This is a genomic window from Chitinophaga sp. S165, assembly GCF_003182155.1.
Classification (GTDB): domain Bacteria; phylum Bacteroidota; class Bacteroidia; order Chitinophagales; family Chitinophagaceae; genus Chitinophaga.
The window spans coordinates 58451-71091 of record NZ_QGTG01000007.1 but is presented as its reverse complement, the minus strand read 5'-3'; the positions used below and the strand labels follow the sequence as shown (position 1 = coordinate 71091).

Below are 12641 nucleotides of genomic sequence, written 5' to 3'. Positions count from 1 at the left end.
AATTTCATGGTTCATTTTCGTTTTGAAATTTGATAACCTTATAACGTATGACCTCCAAAATACTCTTTAGCCTTTGCTGTATTGCAGCAGTATGCTTTATGATGTCCTGTAAAAAAGACCCGCCTCCTGAACCCGAAGGAATTATTACAGGCAATGTGATCGTATACGATTCTACCGGCACTGCCCTGACGGATCATTCAGGCGTAATCGTAACAATAGATTCCCTGGGGCTGAAAGACACCACGGATGCCAGTGGAGCATACAATTTCAATGAGGTAGCCGCCGGGACGTATAACTTCTCTTACAGCAAGGCAGGCTATGGTACTTACCGCATCATCGGTCAGGTACATGCCGGCGGCACACAGGCAACGGAATTGCCTGATGCAGATGTAGGACAGATCTATTATGGTCCACTGGTGGACTATGTTACATACATGGGCTTCGGAAGTCCGGACAATCACCAGATATATCCCTATGCGCTATTCCTGGCGCCTATGCAGGTGCCTACGGCGTTCGTTTTATATTTTGGCGTTAACGGGCCATCCAAGACGGACTTTGTCACAAGCACGCGGGATTATCTGCCGACGAACGACTATCCTACTGAATATTTCAACTTCAACAAGGAAATTGATCCCGGCATTATATACGGGGATACGACTCTGCTCAATGCTGATGGGATTACGTTTTCGCTGGCATTTGACAACCCGAGGGATATTCACTACGTAGATGAACAGGGCCGTTTCATATACCCCTGTACAAGTCCGATATTGGGATACTTTACGCTGCACTCTTCGACATTCACACCACCAGGAGGTGGCAGGGTGAAAGCTGCATCATCTGCAAAAGCGGGCAGGGAAATCAGTCTGCGCGCCCGGCATCAGTAATTGTTCATAGTCTATATACGGTTTAAGATCGATACTGGCAGCATTATTATGTGCTGCCAGTTGCTTTTAATATTGTCGGTGAACGTGTTAGCCCATTTACAGATTTCCCTTACTTTCGTGGCCGAAACCTGTTCACAATGAAACTCAACAGATACATCGACCACACGGTCCTGAAGCCAACTACCACACTGGAAGACATCAAAAATCTCTGTATGGAAGCGGTGGAGTATGATTTTGCAGCGGTATGCATTCCTCCTCCGTTTGTAAAACTGGCGAAGACCTTTGTAGGCAGTACGACTACGAAGGTGGCGACCGTCACGGGCTTTCCATTTGGTTATTCTGCCATAGAGGCCAAAGTAGCCGAAACGGTACTCGCTATTGTGGATGGGGCGGACGAGATCGATATGGTAGCCAATATTCTGGCCATCCGGAATAAGGACTGGGAATATGTGGAAAAGGAGATCGCGACCATCATGCCGATCATCCGCAATCATAAGAAGACGATCAAGGTGATCATTGAAAGTGGCATATTATTGGAAGAGGAGATTGTGCAGTGCTGCCAGCTATATGCTAAACACCAGGTAGATTTTGTGAAGACATCTACAGGGTATGCCGAAAAAGGAGCGACCGTTGCCGCCGTTCAACTGATGAGGGCCAATTTGCCGGCAAATATTCAGATAAAAGCTTCCGGTGGTATTCGTACCTTTGCCTTCGCCCAGGAGCTGATCGACGCGGGCGCTACCAGGATAGGCACGAGCAATGGTGTAGCACTCATGAAGGAATAATTACGGATGAAGATCATTCGTGACTATCCTCCCAAACAGATGAATATGAAACACTTAATATTATTATTCTCCGGATTGCTGATCGGAGGCCTGGCCATGGCCCAGGATGCACCTATAGCCAGCACAGGCGGCGTAAAAGTCGTAAAAGACCCGCGTCTCGACCTGCTGATCAGGAAACAGATCTACATTAATACCCTGGCTATCCGCAACCAGCCGGGCTTCAGGGTACAGATCATCTCCACTAACAAGAGGAATGAGGCCAACGATATCAAGGCCCGTGTAATGCAATTATATCCCGATTACCGTACTTATCTGGATTACCAGGCGCCTTATTTCAAGGTACGCGTGGGTGACTTTAAGAGCCGGGAAGAGGCAGCTGAATTACGGGAAAAGCTTACCAATAGTTTCCCTGGTGGAGTATTTGTAGTACCAGCCATCATTAATGTGTCACCTGAGAAAGAAGCCGGGAATGAAGAATCGTATTAAAGAACTGGCGCATCAGTATGCGCCCGAGTTCGTTGCTATCCGCCGCCACATCCACTCCCATCCTGAATTATCCTTCCAGGAATATGAAACATCCAAGTTTATACAACAGAAACTGGATGAATTTGGGGTATCCTATACAGCAGGTATTGCCGGAACAGGCATTATTGCTATCATAGAAGGAAAAAATCCATCTTCCAAGACCATCGCCTTAAGGGCCGACATTGACGCCCTGCCTATCACAGAAGCCAATGATGTGCCTTATAAATCACTCAATACCGGTGTAATGCATGCCTGCGGACATGATGTACATACGACCTGTGTATTGGGCGCAACCCGCATCCTGCAGGAACTGAAGGATGAATTTGAGGGGACGATCAAAGTGTTATTCCAGCCCGGAGAAGAAAAACATCCCGGAGGCGCCAGCCTGATGATACAGGAAGGAGCGTTGGAGAACCCTCGTCCGGATGCGATATTAGGTATGCATGTGCAGCCGTCTATGGAAGCCGGTAAACTCGGTTTCAGAGCGGGTCAGTATATGGCCAGCGCAGACGAGATCTATATTACGATCAAGGGCAAAGGCGGTCATGCCGCCCTACCCCACCTTACAGTTGATACCATCCTGGTGGCGTCTCACCTGGTTGTAAGCCTCCAGCAGGTCATCAGCCGTAATAACAATCCGTTCTCTCCTTCCGTATTGAGCATCTGCGCTTTTAACGGAGGATATACTACGAACGTCATTCCCAGCGAAGTAAAGCTAATGGGTACCTTCCGTGCAATGGATGAAACATGGCGCTTTAAAGCCCATGAGATCATCAAAAAGCAGGCAACGGAACTGGCTCATGCCATGGGTGCCGAAATAGATATTGAGATACTGGTAGGCTATCCCTGCCTGTATAACAATGAAGCGGTAACGGCCACGGCACGTTCCCTGGCAGAAGACTACCTGGGGTTGCCTAATGTAGAAGATACTGAGATCCGTATGGGAGCGGAAGACTTTGCATTCTATTCCCAGATCGTACCTGCCTGCTTTTTCAGGTTAGGTACTGGTAATATCTCCCGTGGCATCACTTCAGGTGTGCATACGCCTACTTTCGATGTCGACGAAAGTGCCATTGAAGTAGGGATAGGTACCATGGCATATCTTGCCACTCAATTCTGATAATACTTTGTATAATATTGTAAAGGCCTGGATATAGATCCGGGCCTTTCTTTTAAATAATTAATTACTATTGAATAATAAAGGGCCCGCTAGAAAGCAGGCCCCATCAACATAGCCTTTTTGTCTTTCGTTATTGAAAAAAGTTATTTGATCTGTTTCATGCTGGATAATGATTTTCCTCTTAATTCCAGCTCCTGGAGATTATCCACATCCATTGACACATGTCCATAAGGCACGTCAAAAGACTTTAACGAGCTGGACTTTCCTAATTGAAGATGGATAGAATCAATCTGGCTATATTCGCCCATCGCAAAGTATTCCGTCTCTTCTCCTCCTTTCACATTCAGCACATTTGCCTTCAGACTGATCAGCTCAATATAACTGGAATTATCTGCCGATATGTTCATTTCATGCACATCAAAGTTTTGAAGGGAGACACCACTTCCGCCGGACAAGATCACTGTTTTTACTTCAGGACATCCCAGCACAAACTGCCCCTCTCCTCTCAATTTGATAAACATCGTATCATTTTGAACAGCGTACACAAACTGTGTACTGTCGCCCAAAAAAGAGATCTCATATTTTTCTCTTCTTATGACATCTTGCTTACGCTGTCCGTCACCTTCAATTTTCAATACCTTGAATGCGTTTATAGGAATTGTCTTTGTCCTTGTGAAATGCTCATCGGCGCCCAGGTCACCATCTCCGCTTTTCCCTCTTTTATAGTTAGCCCACATCACTGTATCTGCGAGCAGCATCAACAAAACGATCAGTCCAACAAAAGAGAGTAACAGTTTATTACTGGTCTTCATAATTATCACTTTAATAAATTATCTGAAATGAGATTTTTTATATTTCTCGTAATGTGTTTTTAATTCGTCCAGTTCGATATCCAGCAAGTAGATATTACGGAAGAATTGCGGAAGTTCATTTGCGAGGAAACGTTCTTTCTTCAATTGTTTTATTTTCCTTCCTGCGTTAGGTGCAACAAAATATCCGATCCCTCTTTTATTATAGATGATCTCATATTGCTGCAGGTATTCACAGGTACGCATTACCGTATTGGGATTCACCTCCAGCTGTACAGCCAGTTCCCGCACCGAAGGAATTCTGTCCTCCGTTTTCCATTTATCCAGCAATATCTGTTCGCACATATGATCTGCGATCTGGAGATATATAGCTTGTGACTCTTTGAATTCCATAAACAAGTTTTTTTTCAGGCATTGCCCTGATTACATCTCTTTATCTCTTAATCGCATGTACGCTAATGCCCAGATCATAGGGGTAAATAGATATTTGCCGAAGAACAGGAATACATCTCTGACATTTGACGGTAACATCAGGAATTGATGCGTTTGAGGCTCAAACTCCGAAGGACGTTCACCTAACATCACATTGATACCTACAAAGGGGAAATGAGCGTTCCATTTCGGCATGCGATGACCAAAGAAGCTTAAAGCGAACACAGTATTGATGAAGTATAATGCCAGGAGAAATATCGCGAACAGGAATATAGTTTTTATAAAACTGAATTTCTGGAAATAGACAGATCCCAGTAACATGATCGCCTGTGTAATAAACCATGCGTAATAGAAGTATGGCATCGCTTCATGTTTGAATGTATCTTTAAGATCATTCTTAATATGCATGCCTGTAGTGGATGCGAGTATTGCGTCCATACCAAGATAAGCGAGGTAAAAAGCAAAATGATAGATCAACAGAAATCCTACTGTGGTAACAAGCAGTGTGCTCAGGTATTTTTCCAGCTGGGAAGCAGGAAATAACAGATAGTCTATCCCCTGCGGTTTATTTGACAGTTCCCTGAAAGATAGGCTTGTGAATATGAGCCCTGTCAGGAACAGACCAATAAAATACAGTGGCAATAAATTGCTCATTGAAGGACGTATCCTGAAATTATCGGATAAATTCAATAACAGTATAGTTAACAGCAATACCGTCAGAACAATAATAGACATACCGTAAATGCGATAATTGTCTACCAGGTGTTTTCTCATATAGAGACTGAAGCGGCTTGCACTAAAAATATTATTCGCTTGCATAAGGAGTGTACAGTGGTTAGTTAAAAATTTGAGAGATGCTTTCCCGTTTCTCGAGCACGGCATTGAATAACAATTCCATATCGATACGGCTATGTTCTGATCCTCCGTTTGCAGTGATAACGGCGTGACCACGGATAGAGCTATCTGCAAACAATACATTCTCTACTTCCGCGATGTTCGTTACATTTTTAAAGCAAAGCCTATCCGTTACTGCCTCCACATTCTGCCGGAAGATGATCTTATGATCATCTATGATCACAATGCTATCGATCAGGTTATCCAGATCGCGCACCTGGTGGGTAGATATAACAATGCATTTCTCGTCACTGACTGCAGCAGCAATTACCTTACGGAACTGGCTTTTGGAAGGGATATCGAGACCGTTGGTAGGTTCGTCCAGGATCAATGCTTTTGTATTAGCGGCCAGGGCGAAGCTGATCAGCACTTTCTTTTTTTGTCCGTAAGACATTTCAGTCAATCGCTGTTCTACAGGAATGTGGAATTCTTCCAGGTAGTTATGAAATGCCTTCCTGTCGAAGTTGGGATAAAAGGGGGCATAAGTACTCAGGTAGCTTTTAATATGCACCTGTGGCAGATAAAACTCTTCAGGCACCATAAACAGGTTCTGCAGAAATGCGGGCTGGCGGTAACGGGATTCAAAGCCCATTACTTTACAATGGCCTTGCTGTGGAAATAATAAACCGGCCATATGCTTCAGCAGGCTGGATTTACCAGCTCCGTTCTTTCCCAGTAAACCATAGATGTGACCAGCTTCCAGTTGCAGATTGAGGTGTTCGAACAGGGGCTTGTTCTTCCGGTAACTGAATGAGAGATTCTGGATAGATATCATTGATTAGTGATTTAGTGTACTACATACCTAGTACACTGTAAATGTATGGTGCTTTTTCTTATAATTCCAAAAAAAGTTATCAGGAAAAATCTGTGTGTACATTTCAGGTATTGATTTTCAATCATTAGCCAGGAAAAGAATTTTCAGTGTAGAAGCATTTCTACACATTAGAACTTTTTAATAGGTTATATTTGCCTGTGGTTTAAACTAAAATATATCTCCTATGAAAGGCCCTATAGCAGCCTTGCTTTGTTTAAGCCTTTTATTTTCAGCGAATACGGTATCCGCGCAGTTCGTGAAGACGAAAGACCTCGAGAAAATGAAAAAAAGGACAAGGGTCCTTGTGGTGAAAGAAAAACCTGATAAGAAGATCTTAAAGCAACTCGCCCGTACCTCTTCTGAAATGGCAAATGCTTATAAGCAGGCTATCAAACAATTAAACCAGGATTTCCCTGAAGCGGTCCGACAATTCTGGACCGCAAATGGTAGTGCTACCATTGAAGTACGTACTGAAAAAGAAATTGAAAAGATCCGGAAGAAGAACGACAGAACGAGTATTGTACTGGATTGCCAGTCGTTACACGTCAAAGGCGTGAAAAGCAAGTACTCCAAGTTTACGCGCACCTATACCTCCTCCCTGGTATGGCAGAAGGACAGTAAAGATCTCAGTGTACCGGTCATTAATATGACCTTCATAGAAAACGATGTTCAGTATCCATTTTACATCCAGAACATGTCGGACAAGTTCCCGGACTTTATTGATCTGGCTGTGGGTCTGCGCCTGGCAACCTTTGTATTCAATGAGCAACTGGAAGGCCGGTCTTCTACTGTTCTGCAGAAAGAGATCAAACACAATGCGGTGCTCATGAAAGGCAAAACCCTGGTATTGTGCAAAGAATGGCTGGATGAGGCGTTTGAAACTGCTATTGCGAAAAAAGACTACCCCTTCCCTATCCGCTATGTAAGCCTGGGAGAACTGGAAAGCCTGATCCGGAAAGACGTTTTTGACAGTACGGTCGTGGCCTATGTGCCGGCCGGCGTATTCTCTACATTCGACCGCAACGCACCCAGTATGGAAGTACATGTACCTGTCGTTTTTGACCCGGTAAACGGTATGCCGCTCTGTCATTCGGATATAAGTGACGAGATGTTCCAGGCCTGGGGGTTTTCACTCATTCCCCGGATGGGGAAAACGGTGGTCGGGTTTAAGAAGATCCGGAATGAGGATATCAGGAACTTTGCGAAGTCGATCAATGAAGGAGAGGAAATAGATATTACCCAGAGTATAAAATAAGAAAAGCGCCTTACGTGTGTAAGGCGCTTTTCTTTTATCATTATGACTGACCAGATTATAATTCAGGATACAGTACAAATTGTTTCATGAAGTCATTCACCGAGCCTCTTACTTTGGTGATAAGCGCCTCATTATCAGCATCCATCAACAGTTCATCGATCCAGGATACAACCTGCGGCATATGTTCTTCTTTCATACCACGGGTAGTGATAGCAGGAACACCTACGCGGATACCGGATGTTACGAATGCAGATTTATCATCGAAAGGCACCATGTTCTTATTAACAGTGATATCAGCCTTTACCAGCACCTGTTCAGCCTTTTTACCAGAGATGTTCTTATTACGCAGGTCGATCAGCATCAGGTGGTTGTCTGTACCGCCAGACACGATCTCATAACCTTTCTCTACAAATGCTTTAGACATTGCCTGAGCATTCCTGATGATCTGTTTTGCGTATACATCGTATTCGTCAGTCAGGATCTCAAAGAAGGAAACTGCTTTAGCAGCAATTACATGCTCCAGCGGACCACCCTGGATACCTGGGAATACAGCAGTATCGATCAAGGAGCTCATCATACGGATTTCACCTTTTGGTGTTTTCAGACCGAATGGATTTTCAAAGTCTTTACCCAGCAGGATCAGACCACCGCGGGGACCACGTAAAGTCTTGTGGGTAGTAGTGGTTACAAAGTGACAGTGTTCAAACGGAGAGTTCAGTAAGCCCTTAGCGATCAGACCCGCAGGGTGCGCGATATCTGCCAGTACAAAAGCGCCTATCTGATCGGCGATCTGGCGGATACGTTTGTAATCCCAGTCACGGCTGTAAGCAGAAGCACCGCATACGATCAGTTGAGGTTTTTCCTTCAGCGCGATCTCTTCCATTTTATCATACTCTACCAGGCCGGTTTCTTTGTTCACACCGTAAGATAACGGCTGATACAATTTACCTGAGTAGTTTACCGGAGAACCATGGGTCAGGTGACCGCCCATGCTGAGGTCCAGTCCCAGGATCTTATCACCTGGTTTCAGGATAGCCAGCATTACGGCTGCATTTGCCTGTGCGCCGGAGTGCGGCTGTACGTTGGCATATTCTACATTAAAGATCTGCTTCGCTCTGTCGATGGCCAGTTGTTCGCTCTGGTCAACGATTTCGCAACCGCCATAATATCTACGTCCAGGATAGCCTTCGGCATATTTATTGGTCAGAACGGTTCCCATGGCCTGAATTACCTGCAGACTGGTAAAGTTTTCCGATGCAATCAATTCTATGCCATGACGCTGGCGCTCCAGCTCCTGGCCGATGATATTAAATATTTGCAGATCTCTTTGCATTGTATGATACTTTGAAAATTTGCTGCAAAGGTAATCGAATTTGCGAATAGTGCATAGTGAATAAAGGATAGTAGATAGTTTTTTTTGCTACAAAAACACATTAGTATAGTTATAAATACTATAAAACTCTGTCGTTCATAGACGATAGTTCAATGTTGCCCAGATGGAAACTGTGCCCACTATGGACTATTTTCATTTTTTGTTCTACCTTCACGCCCTCGGTACAATAACAACTACGAGACGGATCATTTAAACTAACCTGCGTACATGAAGGCCATTATACCTGTAGCCGGTGCTGGCACCAAGCTACGTCCTCATACATATACACAGCCAAAAGCATTAATACCCCTTGCGGGCAGAACTATATTAAGTATTATCATCGATCAGCTGGCAGAAGCGGGTATCACCGAATTTGTATTTGTTATCGGATACCTGGGAGAAAAGATCCAGCATTACGTTCAAAATAAGTACCCGCACCTGACCTGCCACTTTGTGCAACAGAACAGTCGTGAGGGGACCGGCCATGCTATTCTGCTGACCCGGCAGGTGGTACAGGACGATGAGATACTGATCGTGCTCGGAGACACCATTTGCGAAGGCAACTTCCAGGAACTGATCTCCGCTCCCGTATCTATGCTCGGCCTAAAGAAAGTGGACGATCCACGTAACTTCGGCGTAGCGGAATTGAATGAGGAGAACAACATCATCCGGGTAGTGGAAAAACCACAAATTCCAAAGTCCAATCTCGCCCTTGTAGGCGTTTACAAAATAAAAGAGACCGCCCAATTGTATGATTGCCTTGAGCAGAACATCCTTAATCAAAAAAAGTCGCACGACGAATTTCAGCTGACAGACGCGCTACAGTGTATGATAGAACACGGTGTGACGTTTAAAACCTTCAAGGTAAGCAACTGGTTTGACTGCGGCCGGAAGGAAACGTTGCTGGAAACAAATGCCATCCTGCTGAGCAAATACAAAATGCCCGGCAATCAGGGAGCACCTTATGAGAATACCATCATTATCCCCCCTGTGAGTATAGGAGAAGGCTGTCAGATAAAAAACTCTATTATAGGTCCGAATGTAGCAATAGGCGATAACACCGTTGTCAACTATTCGATCGTAAAGGATTCCATCATTGGTTCTTTTAGTAATTTATATGAAGTGGTGTTGAAGTCATCTCTCATCGGCAGTGACGCGAATATCCGCGGATTAAGCCAGAGCTTGAATATCGGGGATAATACGGAGATTGATCTGGGATGAAGGGTATAAAATCATCAACAAACACAAGGGACTCTAATGGAGCTCCTTATATTTTTGTTCACGGTGTCCTCCGGGAATGGATAACTGCAATCCCCATTCATTATTCATAATAACAAAAACACCAAAACATAATAGGACTCCTAACGAGTCCTATTATGTTTTGGTGTTTTATGCTATGGTTTCAGCCTATTGTCGTTTGTTGTAATTTCAACGAAACATCCTATTTTCATTCCATGAACCGTATCACCCAATTATTCCACATACAATATCCCATTATCCAGGCAGGTATGATCTGGGCCAGCGGCTGGCGTTTGGCCAGTGCAGTAAGTAATGCAGGCGGATTAGGATTGCTTGGCGCAGGCAGCATGTACCCGGAGGTATTAAGAGAACATATCCAAAAATGCAGACAGGCCACAATACAACCATTTGGTGTTAATATTCCCTTGTTATATCCGGACATTAATAAGCTGATCGATATCGTCATTGAAGAGAAGGTGCCGGTCGTGTTCACATCTGCCGGTAATCCTAAAACCTGGACGCCCACACTGAAAGCCGCAGGTATCACGGTTGTGCATGTAGTATCCAGTGCTCTGTTTGCAGCCAAAAGCGAGGCTGCAGGAGTGGACGCAGTAGTGGCTGAAGGTTTTGAAGCAGGCGGGCATAATGGCCGGGAAGAGACAACTACTATGGTATTGATCCCTGCAGTATGTGAAAAGGTGCATATTCCCGTTATTGCTGCCGGCGGTATAGGATCAGGTAAAGCAATGACCGCCGCATTTGCATTAGGAGCGGAAGGCGTGCAGGTCGGTAGCAGGTTTGTAGCATCACCGGAAGCATCCTCCCACCCTCATTTTAAGCAAGCCATACTTGATGCGAAAGAAGGAGATACGATGCTGGCAATGAAAAAACTTACTCCGGTAAGACTGTTGAAGAATACCTTTTTTGAAGCAGTAAAAGAAGCAGAAGATAAAGGTGCTGATCCTGAGATGCTCAAAGCACTATTGGGACGTGCACGGGCCAAGACTGGGATGTTTGAAGGAAATATGGACGAAGGGGAACTCGAAATCGGGCAGGTAAGTGCATTGATACATACACTTAAACCTGCCGGAGATATTGTTAGAGAAATTTGGGATGAGTTTAATGTTACGAGAAAGAGCTTAGGTCAGTGATGGCTTACGACTTCCTCCCGATCCATTTAATTGCTTCTTTCCACGTGATCTTCTTACCATACATCAAAATACCTGTACGGTATATCTTACCTGCTATCCATGTAGTGAAGAGGAAACCTAATATCAGCAAACTCATTGACAATCCCAGTTGCCAGTAAGGTACCGTACCTGGCACTCCATAAGGAATGCGTGCCATCATGACCATGGGTGATGTAAAAGGAATGATACTTCCCCAGAAAGCAAGAGGACCTGTAGGATTCTGCACAGATGAGATCATCACCATGATGCCTATGATAATGGGTAATGTGATCGGAAATGTCAGCGCTTGTGCATCGGTAGGGTCTTCATTTACGAGACTACCAACAGCAGCAAATAAGGCTGAATAGAAAAGGTATCCTCCCAGGAAATAAAATATAAAACAGGTGATGATCACTGTCCAGTTTATGCTGCCTACAACGAACTGGATCTTTTCCATAGCTTCTATGACAGCGGCATTACTGTTGCTCTGCATCATGGCGCCACCTTCACTCATTGCAGCCACGGCGTCCGTAGGCAGGAACAATGGCAGTATCAACTGCACGCATACAATAAGTACTACCCAGATCAGGAATTGTAACAGTCCAACGGCAGCAATACCAACGATCTTGCCCATCATTAACTGGAAAGGTTTTACGCTGGAGATCATCACTTCAGCTATACGGCTAACCTTTTCTTCCATTACGCCGCGCATCACTGCCATTCCAAAGAACATCAGGATAATATAGATAATGAAACCACTGGCATATCCAACGCCATAAGCTACAGCAGAACTTCCTTTTTTACCTTCTTCTCCCGTTTTGAAATCAATGCTGATATCAGATTTCACAGCTTTTAGCTGGGCGGCATCAATATTTGCTTTTTTCAGACGTTCTTCCTCTATCAGGTTATTCACCCTTCGGGTAAGACGGCTTTCCACTGCAATTCCTGGCTGTGCATTACTGTAATAGGTGATGCCACCGGGACGATCGATATCCAGTTCGGGAATGTAGAGTAATCCGGCGTAGCCATAGTCCGCATATTTGTGCTGGAAGGTGTCAACGCTGGTATTGATCAGGTATTTATAATAAACGCCTTTATCGTCAGAAAAACGATTCATGAAAAGGTGACTATCATCTATCACCGCGATGCGCTTTTCTTCTTTTGTATTTGTTGCTATCAGAATAGGCACAACAACCATTGCAGCAAAGAACAGCGGTACGAGCAAGGTCACTACCAGGAAAGAGCGTTTCCTCACGCGGGTAGTAAATTCTCTTTTTATAATGAGCCAGATCTTGTTCATAGAAATTAGGAATGATGGGTTAGAAATAACGAATTTAAGTCAG

Annotated in this window: 13 protein-coding genes; 7 read left to right on the top strand and 6 right to left on the bottom strand. The window is 44.5% G+C overall.

Annotated features, from left to right (window positions below):
• Positions 1–47: 47 nt before the first annotated feature.
• The 4 genes from C7475_RS23535 (at position 48) to C7475_RS23520 (ending at position 3314) form a co-directional block, all read left to right on the top strand.
• Entirely contained in the window at positions 48–884 is an 837-nt protein-coding gene (locus tag C7475_RS23535) for a carboxypeptidase-like regulatory domain-containing protein (protein WP_146217634.1), read from the top strand.
• A gap of 137 nt (positions 885–1021) precedes the next feature.
• A complete protein-coding gene (gene deoC / locus C7475_RS23530; protein ID WP_110055866.1) occupies positions 1022–1669 on the top strand; it encodes a deoxyribose-phosphate aldolase in 648 nt (215 codons plus the stop codon).
• A 45-nt stretch (positions 1670–1714) separates the two neighbouring features.
• Positions 1715–2155, top strand: coding sequence for an SPOR domain-containing protein (locus C7475_RS23525; RefSeq protein ID WP_158286598.1), 441 nt, complete (start codon positions 1715–1717; stop codon positions 2153–2155).
• The gene (locus C7475_RS23520) at positions 2139–3314 is read left to right on the top strand and encodes a M20 family metallopeptidase (RefSeq protein ID WP_110055864.1); all 1176 of its coding nucleotides are present in this window, start codon (positions 2139–2141) and stop codon (positions 3312–3314) included. Before C7475_RS23525 ends, C7475_RS23520 begins: the two co-directional genes overlap by 17 nt.
• A gap of 143 nt (positions 3315–3457) precedes the next feature.
• On the opposite strand, the gene C7475_RS23515 is transcribed toward C7475_RS23520, so the two are convergent.
• The 4 genes from C7475_RS23515 to C7475_RS23500 are packed head-to-tail and all read right to left on the bottom strand — an operon-like array spanning position 3458 to position 6224.
• Positions 3458–4126 carry a hypothetical protein gene (locus C7475_RS23515; protein ID WP_110055863.1) on the bottom strand — a complete coding sequence of 223 codons (669 nt, stop codon included), beginning with the start codon at positions 4124–4126 and terminating at the stop codon, positions 3458–3460.
• Between the two features lie 18 nt (positions 4127–4144).
• Positions 4145–4516: a GntR family transcriptional regulator gene (locus C7475_RS23510; protein WP_110055862.1), complete on the bottom strand. Its 372-nt coding sequence runs from the start codon at positions 4514–4516 to the stop codon at positions 4145–4147.
• 30 nt (positions 4517–4546) lie between these two features.
• Positions 4547–5374, bottom strand: a complete 828-nt coding sequence (locus C7475_RS23505) for a hypothetical protein (RefSeq protein WP_146217633.1) — start codon at positions 5372–5374, stop codon at positions 4547–4549.
• Positions 5375–5390: 16 nt separating this feature from the next.
• Positions 5391–6224: an ATP-binding cassette domain-containing protein gene (locus C7475_RS23500; RefSeq protein WP_110055860.1), complete on the bottom strand. Its 834-nt coding sequence runs from the start codon at positions 6222–6224 to the stop codon at positions 5391–5393.
• 223 nt (positions 6225–6447) lie between these two features.
• On the opposite strand from C7475_RS23500, the gene C7475_RS23495 reads away from it, so the two are divergent.
• The gene (locus C7475_RS23495; RefSeq protein WP_110055859.1) at positions 6448–7518 is read left to right on the top strand and encodes a hypothetical protein; all 1071 of its coding nucleotides are present in this window, start codon (positions 6448–6450) and stop codon (positions 7516–7518) included.
• Between the two features lie 55 nt (positions 7519–7573).
• On the opposite strand, the gene glyA is transcribed toward C7475_RS23495, so the two are convergent.
• On the bottom strand, positions 7574–8851 hold the full coding sequence (glyA, locus tag C7475_RS23490) for a serine hydroxymethyltransferase (RefSeq protein ID WP_110055858.1): 1278 nt from the start codon (positions 8849–8851) through the stop codon (positions 7574–7576).
• Between the two features lie 267 nt (positions 8852–9118).
• On the opposite strand from glyA, the gene C7475_RS23485 reads away from it, so the two are divergent.
• Positions 9119–10111, top strand: a complete 993-nt coding sequence (locus C7475_RS23485) for a sugar phosphate nucleotidyltransferase (RefSeq protein WP_110055857.1) — start codon at positions 9119–9121, stop codon at positions 10109–10111.
• 233 nt (positions 10112–10344) lie between these two features.
• Positions 10345–11280 (top strand): nitronate monooxygenase family protein, encoded by a 936-nt coding sequence (locus C7475_RS23480; RefSeq protein WP_110055856.1) that lies wholly within the window; start codon positions 10345–10347, stop codon positions 11278–11280.
• Between the two features lie 4 nt (positions 11281–11284).
• Here C7475_RS23480 and C7475_RS23475 read toward each other — a convergent pair whose 3' ends face one another.
• Positions 11285–12598 carry an ABC transporter permease gene (locus tag C7475_RS23475; protein WP_110055855.1) on the bottom strand — a complete coding sequence of 438 codons (1314 nt, stop codon included), beginning with the start codon at positions 12596–12598 and terminating at the stop codon, positions 11285–11287.
• Between the last annotated feature and the right edge of the window lie 43 nt (positions 12599–12641).